Genomic DNA, 22972 nt, shown 5'->3' on the forward strand with positions numbered 1-22972 from the left:
CTAAAGACGGCCCAAATAAAAAAGCTCCCCAGCTAATGGAGAGCTAATTATTTATTTGACCGGTTGGTTTAACCAGCGCCAAACCTTGTGGCCGGTTGGGGTTTTAACCGCCCGTTGCGACCGCAGTAGGTTTGTTTCGAGATAGTGGACAATATTCATCAGCATCACCCTACTTTTCTAAATAGCTAAGTGGTTTTTGAACATTTACCTTGGTTCCCTGGTACTTCTTGTTGATCCACTGCTGAATCTTCTGGTTGTGATACAGGGTGACCAACTTCTTGTAACGGGCGTTATTGCGATTCTTCTTGGCCGTTGCCAGAACGTTGATGTTGTTCTTGGTACTCTGGTCAACCTTTTCGTGGTAAATTGAATCCTTCAACACGTTCAAGTGTCCCGTCAAGGCGATTGTGTTCCCAATCAGGACTAAGTCAGTTGATTTCAAAACCCGGGGACCCGTTGTATCGTCAATTTCCTTAAACTTGAGGTGTTTCGGGTTAGCAGCAATCTCGTTTGTACCACTCGTAGCATTGAAACTCTTCTTTAGCTTAATTAAACCAGCACTCTGCAAGAGGAGAAGACCCCGCGCCGTATTTGCTGGATTATTTGCAATGGCTACCGTGGCCCCATCCGGAACCTGGCTAATCTTCTTGTAACGGTCGGAGTAGATCCCCATTGGTTCCAGGTAGGTCGTCCCGAGGGCCGCTAACTGGCCATTCTTATTTTCCTTGTTATAAGCCTGGAGGTAGGACCAGGACTGGAAAGCATTGACATCAATCTGACCATTGGCCGTAGCCTTATTCAGAGCAACCGGGTCGGTAAAGTCCTTGACCCGGATCTTTAGCCTGGCCTGCTTGGCCTCCTTACTCTTAGCAATGTGCTGCCAAACCTGGACATCCGGACCAATTGTCCCAATGGTGATCTCCCTGTTTCCCAGTGGGCCGCCATTGCTGGCAACGCCCAGGCCGAACGCTGCTGCTAAGACAACGACAATTCCAATCACCCACCACCAAATCTTTCGTCCTCTCTTCTTGCACATAGTCAACCTTCCTCTCTTATTTCTTTAAACTAGTCAACAACGTGCCGTTCAAATGGCTTGTCGGAAATTCCCTCGCTCAAAATCTTCTTGGACCATTCCTTGGCGGAGAATAAGGAGTGGTCACGGTAGTTCCCACAGGTCTTAATCGTGGTTCCTTGAACGTCTTCCCACTTAGTCTTGTAGGCGATTTCTTCTAGTGATGACTTCAGGGCCTTGGCAACTTTTGTGGTGGAATGTTCACCCCAGGTAATCAAGTGAAAACCGGTCCGGCAACCGAATGGTGAACAGTCAATGACCCCGTCTAACCGATCCCGCAGCAAACCAGCCAGCAGGTGTTCAATCGTGTGTAAACCAGCGGTTGGGATGGCGTTCTCGTTTGGTTGTACCAACCGTAAATCGTAGTTGCTAATCTTATCACCCTTTGGTCCTTCCTCAACCGTAATCAGACGAACGTATGGTGCCTTTACCTTAGTGTGATCCAACGTAAAACTTTCAACTTTAGCCATAATAATGATCTCCTTTATAAATTTCTTAGTTCCAAACTTCTTCTGCAATCTTCTTAATCAGTCTTAATTTTGCCCATTCTTGTTCTTCCGTTAAAATATTACCCTCTTCCGTTGATGCAAACCCACATTGGGGACTCAAACACAGATTTTCCAAAGGAACGTGTTCGGCCGCCTCGTGAATTCGCTTAACCACCTTTCCCTCATCTTCGAGTTCGCCGGACTTTGAAGTAACTAGTCCCAAGACGATCCGGACATCCGGCCGCTTATTCCAAATCGTTGCCAGTGGTGAGAAGTCCCCTGCCCGGTCGGAGTCATACTCCAGAAAGAAGCCGTCGTAGTTGAGTTGGGCAAGGTACTTGGCCACCGGTCCATACCCACCGGAGAAGAGGAAGGTCGACTTAAAATTCCCCCGGCAGATGTGGGTCGTTACGGTCAGGTCAGCCGGCAACCCTTCCAGGGCCTTATTGATAACGGTCACCGCATCCTCGGCCAGTTGAACATACTTGGCATGTTCGGCTTTTTGGTCAGCCGTTTCATTGAGCTTACTAATGAGGAAGGCCCAGGTCGTGTCGTCAATCTGGAGGTAGCGGCAACCCAGCTCGTAGAAATGCTTGATGGTCTTGTTATAGGCCGTTGCCAAGTCAGTGAGGTAATCAGCCCGCCGGTCATAAAACTCTGGCCAGTTGTCCGACCGGTTATCCCGGAAAAGCATCGTTGGCGATGGAATCGTTTGCTTGACTACTGTCCCCTTACCAGCGGCCTGCTGGGCAAACCGGAAGGCCGCGAAGAATGGGTGGTCAGGGTTGTAGGCCACCTTCCCGGCTAATTCGGCATTGTCTGTCCGGGTCTTAGCGCCGTGGAACTTATAGCTCTTCTGGTAGTCATACTTGGCAACCCCTTTCAGGCCCCAAAGAAAGTCGAGGTGCCACCAGCTCCGCCGAAATTCTCCATCGGTCACCGCATGAAGGCCCACCGCCTTTTCCTTATTGATCAGATCAGTGATGCATTCGTCGGTGACTGCCTTTAAGGTGGCTTCGTCAATGTCACCCGCCTTATACTTAGCCCGGGCATCCTTTAACTTAGCCGGTCGGAGGAAACTGCCGACAATGTCATAACGGTATGGTGCTTGTAATTTTTCACTCATGTTCAATTCTCCCTTTCCCGCTTAAATGAGAAGATGGTTAAAAGCAAAAACGTCCCTAGGAAAGGCGCAATAGTCTTTCCTAGGGACGTTAGAAATTCATTAACGTGATACCACCCTAATTTGGTAGGGACTCACATCCCCACCCTCAATAGGTACACCGATCTGGTAAACCTAGACTTGCTATCGGTCGTCAACCGTGGATTACTTACCGTAGCTCGCAATCACAACTTGCTCCAAGACCATCTTCGTGAGCCGCCGACTCGTCACCTCTCAGCACCGGTGATTCTCTGTAAAGTCATTAGAACACTACTCATCTTTTCTAAGCGTTTCTTAATTTGATTGTCATTATTGTATAATCCACGTTAATGAATGTCAAGAATAAATTTAATTTTTTCGAACTAAGAATATATTTGCTTAATAACTAAGAGAACCACTGCTTCAATTGCAAAACCTAAAAGTAATACTAAACTTTCCATATTAAAAAACGCTCCTTAAAAAGTCTTTGATCAAGCGGCATTCGCGAATGAGCGCTAGGTAACCGCTTTCAAGAACGATTATAACACTTAATGAACATTTTTCAAAAACTCATCAAATATTAACAAAAAATTAGGCACCGTGCTCTGTAAAGAGCATCAGTACCTAATTTTATTTTCTATATAAACTGCATCCGGGCGCCGATAATCTTCTCAACCGCCGGGACACCGTCTTTAACATGGAGCGCCTTGAATGGGAAAGTTGCCCGGTAGGTAGCACTGCCAGATGGACCCTCGTGTTTCAAGAACTCATTAATATCCGCACTCTGTGCCCGCCCAGTAAGGATCCGGGTCAAAATGGCGGTGAGGTTTAACCCCAGGGCCTTGGCCAAAAAGGCAATTTCCGGCAGTGGAATCGGCTGAACACCGACCTTCTTGAAGCCGCCGCTTGCCTGTTTTTCAAAAATTACCTGGTAAAGGCCTGGACCAGACTGCCCCGCAATGGCTGCCATGCTTTGATCATTCAATTTCTGGTTATCGACATTGGCCAGCTCCGCCGGATAGCGGATAGCTGTTGATTCGTATTCCAGCTGGTCGACGGAGAGCAGGTTGGTGATCGTTCCCAGTGGGTAGGCATACTTGCCATCGTAGAGAAAGTTGAAGGAAACGAGCTGGTTAGAATAGTCGTCCAACATTGACAGGTCATCATCCGGGATCACCACGAGCTGGCTTTCAACTTGGTCCTGCTCCAGTGCGGTCAAGAGTTCACTGTAACTGGCAGGCACAAACAGGAACTGCGGTTGCTCGATTCGCAGGATCTGCAGGATGTTTTCCGTTGTGGCCGGCTCAATGTAGCGCTTGTCAGCCAACGAGTAACTCAGGGTAACCGAACTGGGGTTGGAATTGACCACTACCGTGTGGAAGTGGTCGGCCTTTAATTGGCGCATAAGCATGGCGACAAAGTAGTCCCCGGCGTTGCTCATCCCCAACCGCAGGCCACCAGTCCCGATAATCACCGCACTGGGCTGGGCCGTTTTGGTGGCCTCGTTTTCAAACTCAAGGGCGGAATAGAAGCTCCCGGTGTGCTGGGTGAACTCCCCACCTGAGGGCTCAATCTCCTTATACTTAGTCATCAACTTGTGGTCCTCATACATCTGGTAGACCTGCTCTGGAGTTGTCTTCCACAAGCGAGCAATCAGTTGGTTGCTGAGGCCGTTGTACTTGGCCTTGATTAACACCGGCTCCTTCTGGGGGTGACTAACAACCTCTTCAATCAGGAGCCGCATCCGGTTGAGCTGGTCAAAGTAGAAGGGGTCGATCTTCGTCATTTCGGCGAGTTCATCGACCGAATAGCCCCGCTTCATCGCCTCAATCAGGACAAAGATCCGTCCCGCAGCCGGGTGGACAAGCTTCATTACGAGCTCATCATCGGAGAGCTTCTCCTGGGCTAACAGGTGGAAGTCGGTTGGTTCCTTATAGCGGGACTCAATTGCCTTAAAGAGGGCCTCAATCGGGCTGCGGCCAATCCCGAAGGCTGTCCCCACCGACTTTTTCTCGGTTGTTAGCTGCTGGTCGGCCTTGGGAACCGCATTAAAGCCCCACATCGGGACCCGGGCTGCGATATGGTCCATCGTCGGTTCAACTAGGGCAGCGTGATTAACATAGCCTACTCCCAAGTCAATATTACGAAGAAGCTTGCCCGCATATAGTTGGGCACAGACCTTTGCAATTGGGTATCCGGTGGACTGGGCAACAAAGGCCGTCATCCGGTCGAAATAGGCACTGTTCTTGATTACGTAGAACTTATCATTTTCCGGGTTAAGGGCAAATTGGACGTGGTTGACCCCCACAATCCGTAACTTACGGGTAATCGCAAAGGCGGTATCTCGCATGTCCTGGATTTGCCGATCCAGGAGCGTCTGCGGAGGATTAAAGGCAATCGAGTCGCCGGCGTGAATACCAATTGGGTCCATATCTTCAACCATCGAAAGCATCATCATCGTCCCCGACTGGTCACGCTGAACAACCACCTCAATTTCCTTAAAGCCTGCCAGGCTCTGCTGAACAAAGACCTGGTCGGCTCGCGACTGCTTTAAGCACTTCTGGACGGCCGTCGCCAACTCCCGCTGGTCATGGACAATTTGCCGAGTGCTGCTGCTCTTGGGAAGGACCGACCGGATAATAACCGGGTAGCCAATCTTGCGGGCCTCTTCCAAGGCATCCTGGTAGGTATTGACGGTAACAATTGCCTTCGTCGGTGCATCCATGGCGTGGAGGGTCCGGCTGAGGAGGACCGGGTTGTTGATCTGTCGAATGGTCCCTTCCGGAATACCTAACAGGCGGATATTTCTCTCCTGGATGATTCCCTTATCAAGCAGTTTTTGGGCCAGTTCAAAGGCCCGCCGGTTCCCCAAGGTCGGAAGGATGGCGTGGGGCTTGTACTGGTCAATGATTCGAATGAGGTTGTCGACCTCCAGCGGGCCCACACAGGCATGGTCAATGATGTCGCTGCTTTCTAAGCTAACCGAAAACGGGTTGTCATCAACGAGGATGGTGTGAATGCCTAGCTGGTGAAATTCGGTGGCTACCTGGTAGGTGGCTGAATCGAGCTCATCCCCGTGCTGGATGTCATTGGCCCCGGCCCCGATAATCAGGACGGAACGAACTTCTTTTGTCATTACCGTTGCGCCTCCCTCCGGTTCATGATCTCGATAAATTCATCAAACAGGCCGTTTGTCTCGTCCGGGCCGGGCGCCCCATCCGGGAAGAACTGGACGGAAAACGCCGGGTACTGCCGGTGACGAAGGCCCTGGATACTGTTATCCAGCATATCAACATAGGTGATGAAGAGCTTGGAGCGGTCAATCGTTGTCCGGTCTACCTGAAAGCCCCCACCCTGGGTCGCGTAGACAATGTGGTCCGTTACGATCTCATGTAAGGGGTGATTCATCCCGTGGTGCTCAACCGGCAGGCGCTTGACCCGGGCGCCGTTCGCCATCGCAAAGAGCTCGTGGCCCAGTCCAATTGCAAAGAGGGGTACCTTTGCTTCGACCTCCCGAATCATCTTCAGGACCGATGACTTCAACTTATTGGGGTCACCCGGGCCGGTCGACAGGACAACCCCGTCTGGGTCTAGACGGAGAATCTCATCCGTTGTCGCCGTGTACGGCAGGACGGTGACGTTACACTTCCGCCGGCTCAGTTGCCGCAGAACCCCGTTCTTCAGGCCGAAGTCAATGACAACGACGCTCTTCCCCACTCCCGGATTCGGGTAGGGTTTGGGCGTGGCCACCTGAGCCACCTGCTGGCTCGTTAGGACCGTGGCGTGGAGCTGGTCAAAGGCGTGGTCATCAGGGACAGGCACGATGCTCCCCTTCAACGGCTTTCCGGCAGCACGGAGCTTATGAACAATTGCCCGGGTGTCAACGTTACTGATTCCCGGAATGTTCATCTGCTTTAAGTACTGGTCTAGGGTCAGCCGGCGGACGTTATTAGTTGCCACGTTGGATAGCGACCGGACAACAACGCCCTTAATTGTTGGGACAATCGTCTCATAAATGTTACGCTGAATCCCATAGCTTCCAATATTCGGCTGGGTAAAAATCAAAATCTGATTATTGTAGATTTGGTTGGTGATGATCTCCTGGTAACCAGTCATGCTGGTGTTAAAAACTACTTCGCCAAAGGTCACAGCCGGGGCGCCAAAACCATCGCCGGCAAAGATAGACCCATCTTCAAATATGAGGTATCGTGATGCCATTAATAATCCCCCTCTTGAGCAAATTGCTTTTTGCTCACTTATTCACTCTTCCAATTATATACGACTTAGTACTTTCTGTTAATTGGAATCCGTCCTCTCCAACTTATCCAGCATTTTCTGAAAGTAGTCCGGCAGTGGCGTCGTAAACACCATCTCTTTTCCCGTTCGGGGGTGCTTAAAACCAAGTAGCCGGGCGTGAAGGTACTGGCCCGCCCCCGGAAGGGTCTTCCGCGGACCATACAGGGGGTCCCCAGCAAGGGGGTGACCAATTGACTTCATGTGAACCCGAATCTGGTGGGTTCGGCCCGTTTCCAAACGGCAGGAAACCAAGGTGTAGTGACGGTAACGCTTTAGTACCTTGAAATGGGTGACCGCGTGTCGCCCGTCACTAACGATGGCCTGCTTCTTGCGGTCCTTTCTTGACCGGCCAATCGGCGCGTCAATGGTCCCCTGGTCATCCTTAATAACACCGTGAACCAGCGCCACATACTCCCGCTTATTGGTCTTGGCCTTTAACTGAGCGGCTAAGGAATGGTGGGCCATATCGTTTTTGGCCACCATCAAAAGGCCTGAGGTATCCTTGTCAATCCGGTGAACAATCCCGGGACGAAATTCCCCATTGATCGTCGAAAGTGGGCAATGGTATAAAAGGGCGTTAACGAGGGTGTGGTCAGGGTGCCCCGGTGCCGGGTGGACCACCATTCCCTGAGGCTTGTTTACGACCACCACGTCATCGTCTTCGTAAACGATGTCGAGGGGAATATTTTCCGGTTCTAGGTCAATTTTCTGGGGCTTTTCCGGTGCGATGGTCACCTCGTCACCGACCGTCAGCTTATACTTAGGCTTGACCGGGTGCCCATTAACCTTCACGTTACCGTCACCGATCCATTTTTGAATCTGTGAGCGGGAATACTGGCTGAAGTGGTGACCCAGTTGCTTATCGATGCGCCCCGTCATCCCCTCTTTAACCACTAACCGTAAATTCTCTTCCATATTATTCCTCTTCCTCACGAATGATGATAATAACCAACCAAATGACGCCAATCGTCAGGCAGCAATCTGCTACGTTAAAGACGGGAAAGTTCATAAACAGGGTTTCAAACATGTCAACCACGTAGCCGTGCTGGATGCGGTCGATAAAGTTGCCAACCGCCCCCGCTAAGATAAAACTCAATGACAACAGGAGGCGCGGGTTATGTCGCCAGCGGTAGAACAGGTAGAGGATGACTGCTAAAGCCACCACCGTCACCAGTGAAAAGAACCACTGCTGCCCTTCTAAGATACTCCACGCGGCACCGTTATTTCGCAGGTTCGTCAGGGCCAAGACGTGGGGAAGTAAAGGGTGGGCGGTGTTTAAAGCCACGCTAGCAACCACCCAGTGCTTCACTAGCTGGTCAATAACGACCAGGACAAGGACCAGGACGAAGGAAATAATCACCATCATGACCGGGCCCCTTCTTTTTCCTGACGTTCAAGCAAGTCCTGCAAACGACGAATGGCCTTGTTTGTAAAAGTAAAGTTGAGGATCTCACCATTGACTGTCATTGACATCGTATGTTTAGTAAAATGAGGTTGGCGGATGTCAGCTAGCGGAATTACCAGGTAGTCTTTCTGCAACAAACGACTAAAGGTCATCTTAGTTGGCGTCACCACCACGGTCCGCCGCTTGATTTCTAAGAAAACCAGGACGGCAAAAATAAGGAATAGGACGGCCGTGATCCATTGAAAATGAGTGATCTCCAACCAGATGATCAGGCCCGCCAAGAAAATAATAAAGGTCCAGCACCAGGAAATGATGGTCCCAGTCAGGTCCGGTTGATAAAAATAGCGTATTTCTTCTTCCATTTATGATAAACATCCTTCCGATGAGGTGATTTTTAATGATCAAAATTTATACTGATGCGGCAACAAAAGGTAACCCGGGGCCAACCGGCTTAGGAGTCCTGATCCTTTTCAACCACCACCAGTACCAACTGACGAAAACACTTGCCAAAGCCGATAACCACAGCGGCGAATTTGCGGCCGCCACGTTTGGCTTCCAGTACCTTTGTGATCACTTTGCTAGCGAACAAACAGTTTTATTCTACACCGATAGCCGCTTGCTTAGTGACGCGGTTGGCAAAAATTATACAAAACATTACCAAGCGCAACTCGATACCCTTAACCGGTTAATTGACCACTTCCCGACCGTCGTTACCCAGTGGGTTCCCGACAGTCAAAATGCGGGTGCCCACCACCTCGCTAACCAGGCCTTGAAGAGTCTGGAATAATACCGCTATTAGTATACCAAAAGTTTCAGAAACGACCAAAAGCTGTGTTCTAAGGCTATGCGCCAAACAAAACAAGTTATACAATAAATGTAAATTTAGTTTGGGGGAAGAACATTGAAGAAACAATCAACTACTATTATTTCAATTATCCTAATTATCATCATTGCCATTTTTGCGGTTGCTAACACGGCATCCGTGGTGGTAAACCTCCTGTTTGCCAAGTTCCAGATGCCATTAATTCTCTTAATCCTTGTCTGCCTCTTAATTGGGGCCCTAATCATCTACCTCCTCTCCTTCTCAACTCACCTGAAGCAAGATAAGGAGCTCAAGGAGTTGCGGGCTAGTAAGGTTGACCCTAAGCAACTGCAAAAGCTGCAGGGCCAGGTCAAGGACCTGTTAAAGGAGAATGCGCGCTTGAAGGAGACCAACGCCCAACTCAAGAAGGCCGCTGACAAGCCGGCAAGTGGTAGTCAGCAAAAATAGTTACCTAGTGCGAATAATCGAGTAGGAGGTAATTGATTAGTTCAATTACCGACCTCTCACACCACCGTACGTACGGTTCCGTATACGGCGGTTCGACAACTTAATCACTTTGAATTGACTGGAGCGTCTTGGACATATTTATTAGTCCAAGGTACTCCAGTTTTCTATTTGTTAGAGAATAACTCAAAGTCTTACTGTGTGCGGTTCGCCAGTAGCCCTTACGGGTACTAGCGAAGACATATGCATCACTATAAGACAATCCGAGCCTTTGTAAGTTAGTAATCTTAGTTTTGAATTTCTTCCATTGTTTCCAGATATATTGCCTTATTCGCGCCCTTAACCACTGGTCAAGTCGTTGAATAAAGCCAGTCAGTTTCCCAATTGAGTAATATTGAAGCCAACCCCGCATTTTGCGATGAATTTCCTCAAACATTTGCTCAATGGATACTCCCCGATTGCGCTTTGTTAACAGCTTTAGTGCTTGCTTAACTCGCTTTTGTGATTGCTTGGCCGGTCGGGCATAGGCACCGTTACGGTCTACACCTAGTGAAAAGCCAAGAAACTTCAATCTTAGGGGACTACCAACTTTAGTTTTATCTGGATTAACTTTAACCTTCAATTGCTTTTCGAGAAAATGGGTAATACTGCGCATTACTCGTTCTCCCGCCCGTTGACTTTTAACATAAATATTACAATCATCCGCATAGCGTACAAAGTGATGGCCACGTCTGGTCAACTCTTTATCCAACTCATTTAGGTAAATATTCGCCAGTAATGGTGATAATGGTCCACCTTGCGGCGTTCCTTTGTCACTCCTAGCGAAAAGCCCATGATCTAAGACCCCGCTAGTCAAAAACTTGCGGATAAGTCTTAGCGTCCATGGGTCATTAATATATTGTTGGAGGTACTTAATCATCAAATCATGGTTGACGTTATCGAAATAGGCCTTCGGGTCTAAGTCGACTACTCTTCGATATCCCTGATTATATAGTTTAACTACCTTTGCGATTGCGTCTTGGGCTCCACGATGAGGGCGAAAGCCAAAACTATTATCCGAGAAAATACGCTCAAAGATTGGCGTGAGCACTTGGGCAACTGCTTGTTGGACCATGCGGTCCACTACCGTTGGTATCCCTAGTTTTCTCACTCCACCGTTGGGCTTGGGAATTTCCACTCGTTTAACCGGTACTGGCTTATAATTGCCTTCACGTAGGTTGGTGATTAACTCCGTTTTATTTTCTCTAAGATATTGCAGGAGGTCATCGACAGTCATATCATCAATGCCCGCTGCTCCTTTATTTCTCTTAACTCGCAAATAAGCCTGGTTCAGGTTATTGCGGTCCAAGACTTGGTCTTGGATAGTGACACTCATACCTTTACCTTCACCATAATCGGTACTACGCGCCCTTGTGTACTTTCGGTTTTCCAAACCTATCCTCGACAAGCGGTCAGCTTGTGGTTCTGTTTTCTGCGATTGTCGCACCTGATTACACCTCCGATATAAGTTATAAGTTATTGTCGTTCGGTCCTTCATCTAATTAATTAGACTACTATGACCTCGGCTGACTTCTGGCTTACTCAACACAACATCACTGCTATGCTTGCTTCTGTGGAATTTCATTCATTCCTCTTGTCGGAAACGTGTAGGTCAGATCTCCCCGGGTAAGAATATTAACTTTCGTACCATGTCACCGTTAGCTTTACTGAAAGCAACTTCGAGTAGTATTGGACTTTAGTTTGTCTAGCAACCTTATCCAGTTACTCTCAGCCTTATAGCTACTTCTTGTTCATCGGTGCAGCACTTTGCCTTAGACTTCCTTCAGATTCCACCTCACAGCGGACACCCTTGTCCTCGGCTCATGGTTCCGACTACTACGGCCCATAGTGGACTTTCACCACCTAGCTAATACCCATGCCGGGCGCACTGGAAAAAGGCAAGGTGCCATAATTTATGGTACTTTGCCTTTTTCATGAGGTTATTACCTGAAACTTGAAAGCTAATAATCACGCCAAAGGCGTGTGGTTATTGGCTTTTTTGGCAAAAAAATAAACGCAAGCTCTCCTGCGTTGTATACTTTAGTCGACCAAAGCCAAGATACAAAGGAGACTTACGTCATGAATATTATAAGACAAAAAAATACAGAAAACGAGCTTCACAATATTGTTCATCAATTTACTTCCCTCATTGGTCTATCTAAACTCACCAAGTTGGTGAATTATCGCCGGAATTCAGAAATCAGCTTGATGAAGGTCATTGAATGGCTGCTCACGACAAAGTTCCTGGGGCGCTCGCTTTATCGAGCCCATGAAACACCTAACTTTACCAGTCGCACCGTCAGAAATAATTTGAACGATGGCCGGATCAATTGGCAACGCTTGATTTGTCAAGTTGGGAGTCATTTAATCAAGCATTTACGACCGTTTATTGACCGCCGGCGGCGGTTAACATTGATCATTGACGATACACTCTTTTCCCGTGAGTACGCCACCCAAACCGAATTACTAGCGCGAGTCTTTGACCATGACAAACAGTTATATATTAAGGGATACCGGGCTTTAACTTTGGGTTGGAGTGACGCCAATACATTCTTACCGATCAACTTTGCATTAATGTCTTCCAAGAAGCCACAAAACGTCCTTGGAAAATCAGCTAAAACAACCGATCAACGAACAATTGCTGGCCGGAGACGTCGCCAAGCACAGCAAAAAATGAACCTCGTTTCATTGCAACTTGTCAAGCAAGCCCTCGCAAATGGCGTTCTAGCTGACTATGTGTTATTTGATAGCTGGTATAGCTCACCAAAAATGTTCTATGAATTAACCAAGTTGGGATTAAACGGCGTGGGCATGCTTAAACGGTCCAGCAAAATTTACTATCAATATCGCGGACGGCAATATTCAGTTAAAGCATTATACAAGCGACTGCAGGCCTCAAAATATCAACCCAAGCAAGCTTATCAATACAGCTGCTTTGTCGAAGCGCACGTCGGGAACCAAAAATTCAAGCTTCGCTTGGTATTTGTGGCTAATCGGGCCCGTCAAGATGACTACCTAGTACTGGCAACGACTCAGTTAGGCCTTCAGCCACAAGAGATCATTCAACTATACGCCCGAAGATGGCAAATTGAGAATTACTTTAAAGTTGCCAAGCAATACTTGCGGCTCGACAAATCACAAGTTCAAAATTATGACGGGCTTTGTGGCCATTTAGCAATTGTCATGATGACTTATGACCTATTAGCTTGGCAGGAACGGCAAAATCAGGATGATCGCACCATTGGGGATTTATTCTTTATAATGAACGAAGCCATGCCAGATATTGAGTTGTCTCAAGCACTGGTATGGCTTCTAAATTCGTTAAAAACGATTATTAATCATGAAGTTTATGCAAGAAGAGCCCAAATTATTCAGATGATGAATCAGTTCTTCACATTTTTGCCGAAACGGTTAGTTTCGCTGTTAACAGCAAGCTAAATGGTTAAATTAATTAAAATATGCCCTGTGATACCAAGGGATCAGTCTGTCTTCATACTTTCAAGTTTCAGTTATTACATACAAAATGCTATTCCGTTACGCCGGTCTTGAAGATGGCGATTCCGTGAACATCATACTTTTCATTGTTGGTCTTCTTGCCACTGGCCACGTCGATGATGTACTGGATGAACTTCGCTGCCAAGTCATCCATCGATTCATTCATCAACTGGCCGGCGTCGAAGTCAATCCAACGCGGCTTAAGGTTAGCGATATAGGAGTTAGCTCCCAGCTTGGCTTAAGTTACACCTTCACGTTCAAAAGCCTGCAGACACATTCCAGTAACTGTTTATATAATTGATGCGATATCGGTTCGTATTGTCCCAGGACTTATTAAAGCCGCTCTGTCCTCCACATTCATGCAGGCCCAAACCGAAATGCCACAAGCTTTGCCCGCTTGAGCCCATTAAACACGAAATAAACCGCGTGCCGCCCTGCCGGGATCTTGGTCGTGCCCACAAAGCGTCGCTGGCCGCTGGTGGTTTTAATGGTCCCCACCAGCTGTTTTTCGTCGTCAACCAGCACCCTGATTTCCCCTGGACGGCTGTTGGTGAGCTCGACCGTTATCCGCTGCTTTTTACTTGCGCCCTTGAAGTCAAGGTACTTAAAGCCCACCTGGCTCCCTGCGCGGAGGTTAGTTACTACCTGCTGGTTATTTTGCAGAGCGAAATATGGGGCCCGGTGCTTACGGCAGCAGCCATGCCGGTCAACTAAGACACAGGCGGTGTTTGCCATGTAGGTCTGGGCCCAGGGCAAGCCGCCGCTCGCCTGCACCTGCGATGTAAAGTGGGCCGTCTTAAAGAGGCCGTCTTTGGTGCGGCATAATTCTACCAGGCATGCTTGACGGTTAGGATTGCGGCCACCGGTCTGCCGGTGATAGGACTGGTAGTAGTGACCACCAGCGCAGAAAAGGCCGCCGTGCGTATTTCCCTGGTAGGCAGTTCCCGCTTGATTGCCAAAGACGCCACCGTCACCAAGGGAGACCAATACTCCGCGGAAGTTAAACGGGCCAAATGGACATTGGCTGGTCGCGTAGCAAAGCGCGTTGTTGGTCCCCTTTTTAGCATAGTAAGTTAGGAAGAAGCGCTTGCCAATTTGACGGATTGAAGGGGCATTTTGCATCCGCCAGGCAGTTTTCGTTGGAATAAGGTCTGGAGAAATGAACCGGTCGGTTTCAGGCGCCTTGATGATGGTCCGCATGTCTGTGGTCGATAGTTCCGCCACATAGCAGTGACCATAGCCAAAGTAAAGAAACAGCCGGCCACCCGTGTAGATAACGGCGGGGTCATACGGGTAACCCTTTTTATGAAAAATTGGGATCCCTAGCGGCATCGTAAATAGCGGCCGACCGTGCCCAAGAATCGTACCATCTGGACAGGTGACCCGTCCAAGGAATTTGAAGGGACCCGTCGGCAAATCCGCAACGGCGACTCCAATCCCGGCACCAGACATCCCCACCCCATAGTAAAGATACCAACGGGCGCCAACCTGCACGACATCGGGAGCAAAGAGGTACTTGCTAAATGGACGAAGGCCATGCTGGTGGCGCCTGATAAAGGGGCCTTGGAGTCGGCGGTAAATTGTTCCTTCACTTCGCCAATGGCTGAGATCATCAACGGAGGCCGACCAGCACTGGTAATCACCCTCACACGGAAAGCGGGTACCGGGCAGGTCGTGGGAACCGTATAGGTAAACGCGATTACCATAGACTTTTGGTTCACCGTTAGGAATATAAATGTTACTTGGTAAATAGGGGTTGGTGAAGTTGATGGGGGATCACCTCCGAAAAGGTTTATTTGAGAAGCTTTCTTTTTATATTTAGCTGATAAGCTCACAACTTTGTATAAATTGTAATGTTTAGTCGTCCTGTATCAGCCACTTTCTTCTATTACTTTTTTTGCTATATTACGGCTTACAATCCTAATTCCCGAAGCATGAACATAAGAACGTCCACCGAGGTTCAGGTTACCATACCAACAAATCTTATTATCGATAATACAAAGATTAACGCCCACTTTCCCTTTAGATGCTTTCAAGGGTAAGTTCGTTTTATACTCACTGGGTAAGCTTTCTACTTCTATATGTAGATTTCTTCCCTCTCTCATTAACTGTGTCAACAAAACAATTTGTTGATTCGTTAACTGCTTTACCTTCATAAAAATACTTGATGAACAATCAATGTCATGCTGCCAAACTGATAAGTAATCCTGACTTGTATAATAAACCGAATCATAGCGATTCCATTTTTTACTTTTAACAAACTCATAACCTAATTTACGATAGACACTTACCCGCTTCTGATACATTTTAATAAAAGTATTATCTTCTAAATCAACATAATCATAAACGCGTAATTCATCTTTCTTATTTAACCCTCTCTCGAGCCGTCCTAAGTACTGCTTAGTATTTCCTTTCCAAGAGAAAGGAGTTGTTAAAAAAAGTGTATCAAGGCTTGGCATATCAAAGCCTTCACCTACATATTTACTAGTCGAGAGGATCACATATGGTAAGTGCTCATCCTTAATATCTATTGTAGAATTTCCACCACCAGTAACTAAACAAACCTGTCCTTTACCAACTAATTCGAGAATACTTTTTTGTAATATTTTTAAATGGTTAACCCTTCCGCTTAATAAAAGTATGTGCCGATTTTCAGACACTACACGTTGTACATCATCAACGATTAACTGGTTCCGGTCTTTATTTATTACTAAATGATTAATTCTCTGAGAATAATTATCTTTAATTTGTAAAGTCCTTTCTTCAGCAAAACTAGTATATCTTGGATAAATATAGCGCCGAATTAAATAATTAGCCTCTTCATTACCCTGGTAATAAATTGGCCCACAGCGATAATGCATAAACTGTTCTAGGCCGTCCTTGCGTTCTGGTGTAGCTGTTAAACCAACTATATAGGGAACATTAGCTTGAACCAAAGTGCTTTCAAAAGTAACTGCTGATATATGGTGACACTCATCAACAATTATCTGGCCATAATGTTTATAAAAATCCCTTCTTTCTGTTGGACTCATCCGTGTAAGTTTCCTAATATTAACAATATCAACTAGCCTTGATGGGCGATTACGTGACCCACTGATTATTTCAACTTTCTTTTTACGAACAACATGCCCCTTTTCTGTGTACTCAATAAACGGCTTATCTTTAATTTTAAGAAAATTAAATGCGGCCTTTTGCCATTGCTTAGCAATGCTGGTTGTTGGGACAATAATAAGGGTTCTTGCTTTACGACAGGCAGCCAGTGCGCAGCCAACAACTGTTTTACCAAAACCTGTATGAGCACATATCATTCCTAAGTTATGGTCGCCAAGATTTTTTACAGCCAATAGCTGTTCTTCTCTTAACTTCCCATTGAAGGTCGCATTAAGCTTGTCTGGAGATGCAAATCGCTTTTCTAAATGACATGAACAGTACTTCTTTAATATATTTAAAACGCCTCGTGGAAGACAAATATATTCTCCATCAATACGTCCAGAAGTTAAAACTGACGGGACATTCCACACTGGCATTCGCATTCTCTGTTTTTTAATAAACTCTGGATTATCAAAAGTCACTAGGCCCAAAAGACTAAGCTGCTCACGTCTAGTCAATGTCTGTCGCTTAATATAAATCTCGCCACTTATATAACCCCTAATTTCAGCTGGATAATTGGTAATATTAGACAAAGCGAATGACTTGTTTTGTCCTTTCATTAACTGCATATCTTTCATAATTCTATTAACCAGTTGATTAATTTCATCAGAAGTATATCGCTTAATGCTTGCTAAACAATCAAACAGCTGGGTAGGTAACAAGGGATTTAATCGTTTATCAGTAAAAATTGACCGTTTTTCTTTTACTTCGGACCATTTTAAGGGTAATGCAATTAAATTTCCAAAACCATTTTTGGGCAAACTATCTTGTGCAGGAATCATACGATCAAAACATGAGATATCAACATTATCACTACTCATCATTGTTTCAACCAAAATTAACTTGCCAAGCTGACGAGCGATCCAAGCTTTTATTGGTTGACAAAAAAATAACCAAATATGGTAACTATCACCTGACGAAGAAATTTCGGGCAAACAACTAATACCATACTTTTGACAAGTTCCTAGAACAGCCATCGTCGCTTTTTTTGGATCAATCGGTGCGCCATGTTTATCAAAATCAAAAACGAGGAGTTTCGTACAATCATTATCTGTTAGTGGATAGATTCCATAATGATGATAACAATCATCAGAAATAATCTGGTCATATACAACTTTCCTTGTGTAGGGAGCATATTCTTTGGTCAATTTTTCCTGTGCCACTTTATCATTTCGCGTTTGATAAAATGCCCACCAATTTTTTAGAGCTGGACTATATCCCTTACCATTACTCCATTTCTGAGCATAAACATCTAAGCGACCACTGAAATACTGGAAATATAGATCAATTTTCTCATTCGTACTTCTTTCCGAAGCAATAAGATTTTTAAACTCATTTTGGCTTAGAATATAATTGTTACCATTCTGATTCCTAATTAGATAATAAGGCTGGTGCGTTAGATAATGGTGAAATTGACCTTTTATGAAAACTCGATCACCATTTTGAAACCTATATTCATGATTTGCTTCCATGTTAATCTTAAATTCCTTGTCATAACTGTGCTTCGTCATTATTTGATCCTCCAATTTACTTCCTTAATTATACTAAATCAGAGTCTCTATTTAACTTGTACACTTTTTATTCTAGGCCCAAATTTTCTCACGCTTTCAGAACACATTGCGTATAAATTAATATCAAAGAAATTATTGATTTACTTTTTTCATGATAATTACCTTAATACTGTTCCCTTAGGAACAAATTATCAGAAATAATTCCATCTCATGTATTCACTTACGCTCAGCTAGGCTAACGTCATTCTCTTTAACAGCCATATTGTAATTCCACAATATGCTAGTAAATTAATGTCCCTCAGTATTATAAAATAATAATTAGAAGCATTTTCCCTTAATCTCTAAATGGTTAAATATTATTACCTACAAAATACTTATTCACCTTTAAGTTACCAAGAAGTATATTCATATTAGACTGTTTCCAATACGCGTTATTCTTATCCACTTACAAAAAGGGCTAACGATTATTGTCGTCAGCCTTTACAGAATATTATAATTTTTATCTCCATTGTATCCTATTGCATTTTATAAAGGCCAAACAATTAATTGTTGCTTTCGTTTTTAAAACATACTGATTTTTAAAACATTTCGCCGAACCAACAAGATTTCTTCATCAGGCCTTATTATATCTGATTAGTTTAATAAATAACGCAATGATTAGTCCCTAAATTTGACTGGTAAAATCAATAAAGGGAATATTTTGTTCGGTAAAGCGAGAAAGTGCTGTAATGCTATAAACATGTGGCCTAATATAGGAAAGCAATAGTGATGCGGCATTTACCTTCAGAAAATTCTCCTCTTCCTTATCGTTTAGGCCACTGTACCAGGTAAATTTAGCCCTCATCGTTATTCTAAGGAAAAATGGTCTGTTAGTGGAAAAATCAATCTGATTAAAGTTTGAAACAGTTAGTGATACAGTCGAACTTCGCTTATTTTTACCATTAGAAAATACTTTGTCATGTGCTGAAGTAATTTTCATATTTTGGTGAATATCTAGCTGTCCATCATAGTTAGGATTATCTATAAAAATTGATTCAACCAATTCTGGATTAGTAAATTGGATAATGCTCTTATTGTCTTTAGTATTCATGCTAAGCAACCCTTAATTTTTTTGCCTTAATCATGTTGTAACTAGCATTGGTTTTTACTGATATTAAATCATCAGTTTGGGGTGTATTTGATTGCACTAAACTATTTATGTCATTAATTACGCCATCATTATCATCAGGAAAGAATATTTTTTCTAATTCCTCATCAGATATCCAGTTCTTTGTATTTAAGGCTTCATCTTTTATACTTACTTTATGTGCATTCCCAAAAATAGACATCTAACTCACCTCACTAATATTTTTAATAATGGCAGACTATAGATTTGAATGGTTTAAGTGGTCATGTATTCTCTTGTGTGACACCAGGTAGAAAACAAAGCTGATGACATCTTGCGACTATTTAGTTCGGCCAAGACTGTAAGATGGAAGTGATTTCTATGTAAGCAAAAGGCTGAGATTTTATCGGTCATCTTTTTACAGAATACTTCTATATTAACTGATAACTAATACCCAGACTACTTAAAATTACCATCCAGTAATTTATCCCATTTTTCAAATCTTTCAAAAAGCTGCTCCTGTTTTTCAAAACAATCTCTAAGAAAAGACATTAAAGCATCACTTCTTAAAATTTTAGGATTTAATACAATATATTTTGCCCTACCTGCTTTTAAAATATCAGATTGATCGCTAACATTTCTGTAATCACCTGGATAAAGAGCTCCCACGTCTAAAATTGAATTAGTCGCTTTGTAATGAAATATTTTATATTTCCTATATTTAGCAGTTTCAAATGGGTAGGGACTGAAAATTTGATCATGATAAGAGTTAAGTTGTCCTAATGCCCCACCTTTTTTAAAAGAGTTAATATCTTTAAGTCGCCTATATTTAGTATCTAAGATAATGGCATTTTGGAAAATCATATCTTGATCGTAAATTTCTATCCTAATATCCGGCCGATTATGACTAGAACTATACCATAGTGGATCAGAGGGCGTTACCTTATTTGCTTCATTTGGTCTAATTACACTGTCATACTTTACCTTTAAGTTCATATGATATTTAAATTTTGAATCCTTAGTACAACACATATACACACAAGTACCTGATTTTAATCCACTAAAATCTAGGTTCTTATTATCATATATCCAACCTCTCTGAGGCTTAAATCCTAAATTATTTAAAGCTTCAAGCACCTTTATATATCCCCATATCTCATATAAAAGATCAGTTCTATGCCAATAATACTGATATTGTCTTTCAAATCGAGGCTGAAAATTAGAGACATGTAATAACTTCCATTGAAGATCCCTGAAAAAAATATATCTATGATCTAAATAAGCATTAGCTGCTCCACCAATATCATATACAGCTTTAACATCTTTTAACCATGTATTACTAAGAATATAGTTTATCTTTAACCTATACCTATTAACTAAATCCAGATCCTCTTGTATTGAAGAACTATTTACCTTACCAGCAATATTTAAAAGATTACTCTGTATGTGGTTTACAATGTTCAGAATATCAATTAACTCTCGCTTTAGAACCCCGTTCTCGGAAGTATTAGCTGTTAACTTATAATTTTTCAAATACAGTGCGTTATTCCTCTTCTGCATACTCATCTTTATCACGGATCTATTGTCAATAGAGCGCTTTACATTTCTTGACCACGCATAATAAGGAGTAGTTTTAACCCTTGGCGATTGTGATATGAAATATGAATTTGAGTTAAACTTCTTATAATTCTCATTTAAAACACTTAACGCCTGCAACTCTTCAAAAGATATAAAAGCTGAATAATTAGATAAACTTCCATTAACATTAGCACGAAACGAACGAGCTAATCCTTTCACTGTATTCTCTACATCTTGCCGCATTAACTCCAGAGAACCTTCTGAAAGAAACTTCGGCACTATTTTTAACCAACTATACTTAATTGCTTCAGGCGTTACCAGTTTTAATCTATACAGTCCGGGTAAGTATTTTTTATCATTTTGTCTGTGATCATAAATATAGTATGGCCTATCGCTTGCTTGGATAAATAATCCACCATCATCGTGGTTAATACGTTCATCTAACAATAGGTCAAGCCCATCCATATATAGTTTCCCATTGCTGGGCTCCTTGAAGAACAAACTCCATTCTGAATTCTCATTAATCGTTAAATAACTACTATTTAGTTCATCATCGCTAAATAAAAATTGCTTTTTAGGTTGGTCTTTTCCTTCTAAAAAAATATTATCTTGCATAACCATTTGCTACTAATTCCCTTACCTTAACCAATAATGTCTCTCGACATGTTGTAAAATCAGATAAATCAGAATATTCGTCTAAGACATCGATAATTTTCCCTTTTAATTTTTGATCTTTTTCATTAAGAGACATTAATGGAGAAAGCATAGTATCTGTCCCACGTAATTTGGTAAGTATTCGTTCAGAGGTCTGCCAATCCACTGCTTTGTCTAACTTATCATAATAGTTAGAAGGCAACTTATTTAAGAAGTTTTCTATTGACTTTATATTTCGCCAACTGATTCCAACGTTGGGAAGAACTTGATTTATAGTCTTGTGTAGATCCCAGAAGAATTCTAACTGTTCTTTATTTAAGCTTACCCCATGAGCAGAGTAATTTAGCAGCTTCACTGGAAACTTTCGCCAAGACTTTTCTTCTTGTTTTTGTTTTAAATTCTCTACCTTCATATCTTCACGTTTATAAAACGGAAGAGTTTTTAATTGTATAACATTAGCTCTATCCAACAACTTATCCGACAATTCAAACGTTGACTCATCAATATTCATTGTTCCAATAAACCTTACGTTTTCAGGAATTAAAAGTTTAGGTGGATATATTGCACTATTGTATAATCTGGCTTCTAAATATTTATTGTATAAAGTTAGATATCGCTCATTGCTATCTCTTTCTAAGACAGACAAGAATTGTGAAAAATAATACTCAATTCTTGATAAATTCATTTCATCTAAGACAATTAGATAAATCTGATTGCTGTCTTTCTCTGCTTTCAGTAATGTATCAACTAATCCAGAATCACTTGGGCGATAATTATTATTCATTGTATCAGCAAAGCCAAGTAAATCAGCATCATCTTGCCATGATGGCTTCACAGATATAAACTTAAATTGATCAGAGGCTTCATCAATCCCCAATGCTTCTGCATATGCACGAATTATTCTGGACTTTCCTGTACCGCTAAGCCCTGCAAGAATAGTTAGTAGATTCGACTTAATAGATGTGTGAAAGTTAACAATGTCATCTTCATCAAGAAGAAGGTGATACTTAGATGACCTAATCACACTATTAAATTGATCTAAAAATAATAGATCCGTATCTTGGGTCTTATTAGTATCAGTCGCATCACTTTCTTCTCCAACTAATAGAGTTGTAAAACTTGCAAAATTTTCTAGCTGATTTTCTTCCTCCCTTAAGTACCGTGTTGGAATAAACATAATATTATGTCTTGTATCGCCATCACCATTATCGTAATAGTAATTATCCATTTTAGAATTTCGATTAATCTTACGTACTGTAATTGGATTATTTTTGTTGGGCGTTTGATATTGAATACTCTCTATACCATCAGTACTTACCGCTGTGACATCTTCGTATAGCATCAAAGATGAATTACTATCTTCAGAAACCATAAATGAACTAATACTATCTTTTTTATTACTTATCATACTTACAGTATGAGACAAGATTGTCTCTCCTGCTAATAATTTATCAGTAATTTTCTTAGAGTTATTTCTCTCATCAGATAATATTGGTACTTCCTCAAAAGTATCATTTACTGAAAAGTCACTATTTTTAATATGAGTCTTAATATCGTAAGCAAATAAATTTTTCTTGTCAGTACTATTAATTTTAAAAATGAAAAGTTTATTTCTTAAGTACTCTTCTAAGGTTTCTCTTCTGGTATCCTTGTCATCGTAAAAATTATCTTGGAAGCCTAACTTTTCAAGTTCATTAGGATATACGTGAATCTGAGAGTTTTGATATTCTTTTTCCAATGAATTTAGTATCCGTAAATTAAACATTATATC

Annotated in this window: 19 protein-coding genes; 3 read left to right on the forward strand and 16 right to left on the reverse strand. The window is 43.1% G+C overall.

Annotated elements, in window-relative coordinates; translation table 11 throughout:
- Nucleotides 1-169: 169 nt before the first annotated feature.
- From KZE55_RS05790 to KZE55_RS05825, 8 genes are all read right to left on the reverse strand, one after another.
- Complete coding sequence (locus KZE55_RS05790; protein WP_222257778.1) at nt 170-1036, reverse strand: MetQ/NlpA family ABC transporter substrate-binding protein; 867 nt, start codon at nt 1034-1036, stop codon at nt 170-172.
- 29 nt (nt 1037-1065) lie between these two features.
- Nucleotides 1066-1542, reverse strand: coding sequence for an S-ribosylhomocysteine lyase (locus KZE55_RS05795; RefSeq protein ID WP_222257779.1), 477 nt, complete (start codon nt 1540-1542; stop codon nt 1066-1068).
- Between the two features lie 25 nt (nt 1543-1567).
- The gene (locus KZE55_RS05800; RefSeq protein ID WP_222257780.1) at nt 1568-2686 is read right to left on the reverse strand and encodes a vitamin B12 independent methionine synthase; all 1119 of its coding nucleotides are present in this window, start codon (nt 2684-2686) and stop codon (nt 1568-1570) included.
- A gap of 652 nt (nt 2687-3338) precedes the next feature.
- Complete coding sequence (locus KZE55_RS05805; protein WP_222257781.1) at nt 3339-5837, reverse strand: ATP-binding protein; 2499 nt, start codon at nt 5835-5837, stop codon at nt 3339-3341.
- Nucleotides 5837-6919, reverse strand: a complete 1083-nt coding sequence (locus tag KZE55_RS05810; RefSeq protein WP_222257782.1) for a carbamoyl phosphate synthase small subunit — start codon at nt 6917-6919, stop codon at nt 5837-5839. The genes KZE55_RS05805 and KZE55_RS05810 overlap by 1 nt, the downstream gene beginning before the upstream one ends.
- A gap of 78 nt (nt 6920-6997) precedes the next feature.
- Nucleotides 6998-7912, reverse strand: a complete 915-nt coding sequence (locus KZE55_RS05815) for an RluA family pseudouridine synthase (protein WP_222257783.1) — start codon at nt 7910-7912, stop codon at nt 6998-7000.
- Nucleotide 7913: 1 nt separating this feature from the next.
- The gene (gene lspA / locus KZE55_RS05820; protein WP_222257784.1) at nt 7914-8363 is read right to left on the reverse strand and encodes a signal peptidase II; all 450 of its coding nucleotides are present in this window, start codon (nt 8361-8363) and stop codon (nt 7914-7916) included.
- Nucleotides 8360-8764: an EbsA family protein gene (locus KZE55_RS05825; protein ID WP_222257785.1), complete on the reverse strand. Its 405-nt coding sequence runs from the start codon at nt 8762-8764 to the stop codon at nt 8360-8362. Before KZE55_RS05825 ends, lspA begins: the two co-directional genes overlap by 4 nt.
- Before the next feature lie 35 nt (nt 8765-8799).
- On the opposite strand from KZE55_RS05825, the gene KZE55_RS05830 reads away from it, so the two are divergent.
- Nucleotides 8800-9189, forward strand: a complete 390-nt coding sequence (locus KZE55_RS05830) for a ribonuclease HI family protein (protein WP_222257786.1) — start codon at nt 8800-8802, stop codon at nt 9187-9189.
- 114 nt (nt 9190-9303) lie between these two features.
- Nucleotides 9304-9672, forward strand: coding sequence for a lipopolysaccharide assembly protein LapA domain-containing protein (locus KZE55_RS05835; protein ID WP_222257787.1), 369 nt, complete (start codon nt 9304-9306; stop codon nt 9670-9672).
- 100 nt (nt 9673-9772) lie between these two features.
- Here the strand turns inward: KZE55_RS05835 and ltrA are convergent, their stop codons facing one another.
- Nucleotides 9773-11155, reverse strand: a complete 1383-nt coding sequence (gene ltrA, locus KZE55_RS05840) for a group II intron reverse transcriptase/maturase (protein WP_222257788.1) — start codon at nt 11153-11155, stop codon at nt 9773-9775.
- Between the two features lie 632 nt (nt 11156-11787).
- On the opposite strand from ltrA, the gene KZE55_RS05845 reads away from it, so the two are divergent.
- Nucleotides 11788-13146: an IS4 family transposase gene (locus tag KZE55_RS05845; RefSeq protein ID WP_222257789.1), complete on the forward strand. Its 1359-nt coding sequence runs from the start codon at nt 11788-11790 to the stop codon at nt 13144-13146.
- A gap of 88 nt (nt 13147-13234) precedes the next feature.
- On the opposite strand, the gene KZE55_RS05850 is transcribed toward KZE55_RS05845, so the two are convergent.
- From KZE55_RS05850 to KZE55_RS05880, 7 genes are all read right to left on the reverse strand, one after another.
- Nucleotides 13235-13435, reverse strand: coding sequence for a UxaA family hydrolase (locus tag KZE55_RS05850; protein ID WP_222259943.1), 201 nt, complete (start codon nt 13433-13435; stop codon nt 13235-13237).
- Between the two features lie 125 nt (nt 13436-13560).
- A complete protein-coding gene (locus tag KZE55_RS05855; RefSeq protein WP_222259945.1) occupies nt 13561-14973 on the reverse strand; it encodes a family 43 glycosylhydrolase in 1413 nt (470 codons plus the stop codon).
- A gap of 101 nt (nt 14974-15074) precedes the next feature.
- Nucleotides 15075-17864, reverse strand: coding sequence for a TOTE conflict system archaeo-eukaryotic primase domain-containing protein (locus tag KZE55_RS05860; protein ID WP_261313183.1), 2790 nt, complete (start codon nt 17862-17864; stop codon nt 15075-15077).
- Nucleotides 17865-18528: 664 nt separating this feature from the next.
- Complete coding sequence (locus KZE55_RS05865; protein WP_222257790.1) at nt 18529-18954, reverse strand: hypothetical protein; 426 nt, start codon at nt 18952-18954, stop codon at nt 18529-18531.
- A 1-nt stretch (nt 18955) separates the two neighbouring features.
- Nucleotides 18956-19192, reverse strand: coding sequence for a hypothetical protein (locus KZE55_RS05870; protein WP_222257791.1), 237 nt, complete (start codon nt 19190-19192; stop codon nt 18956-18958).
- Between the two features lie 236 nt (nt 19193-19428).
- Nucleotides 19429-21162 carry a nuclease domain-containing protein gene (locus KZE55_RS05875; protein ID WP_222257792.1) on the reverse strand — a complete coding sequence of 578 codons (1734 nt, stop codon included), beginning with the start codon at nt 21160-21162 and terminating at the stop codon, nt 19429-19431.
- Nucleotides 21152-22939: an McrB family protein gene (locus KZE55_RS05880; protein ID WP_222257793.1), complete on the reverse strand. Its 1788-nt coding sequence runs from the start codon at nt 22937-22939 to the stop codon at nt 21152-21154. Before KZE55_RS05880 ends, KZE55_RS05875 begins: the two co-directional genes overlap by 11 nt.
- Nucleotides 22940-22972: the final 33 nt, after the last annotated feature.

It is taken from the genome of Limosilactobacillus panis, assembly GCF_019797825.1.
In the GTDB taxonomy this organism is placed as follows: Bacteria; Bacillota; Bacilli; order Lactobacillales; family Lactobacillaceae; genus Limosilactobacillus; species Limosilactobacillus panis_A.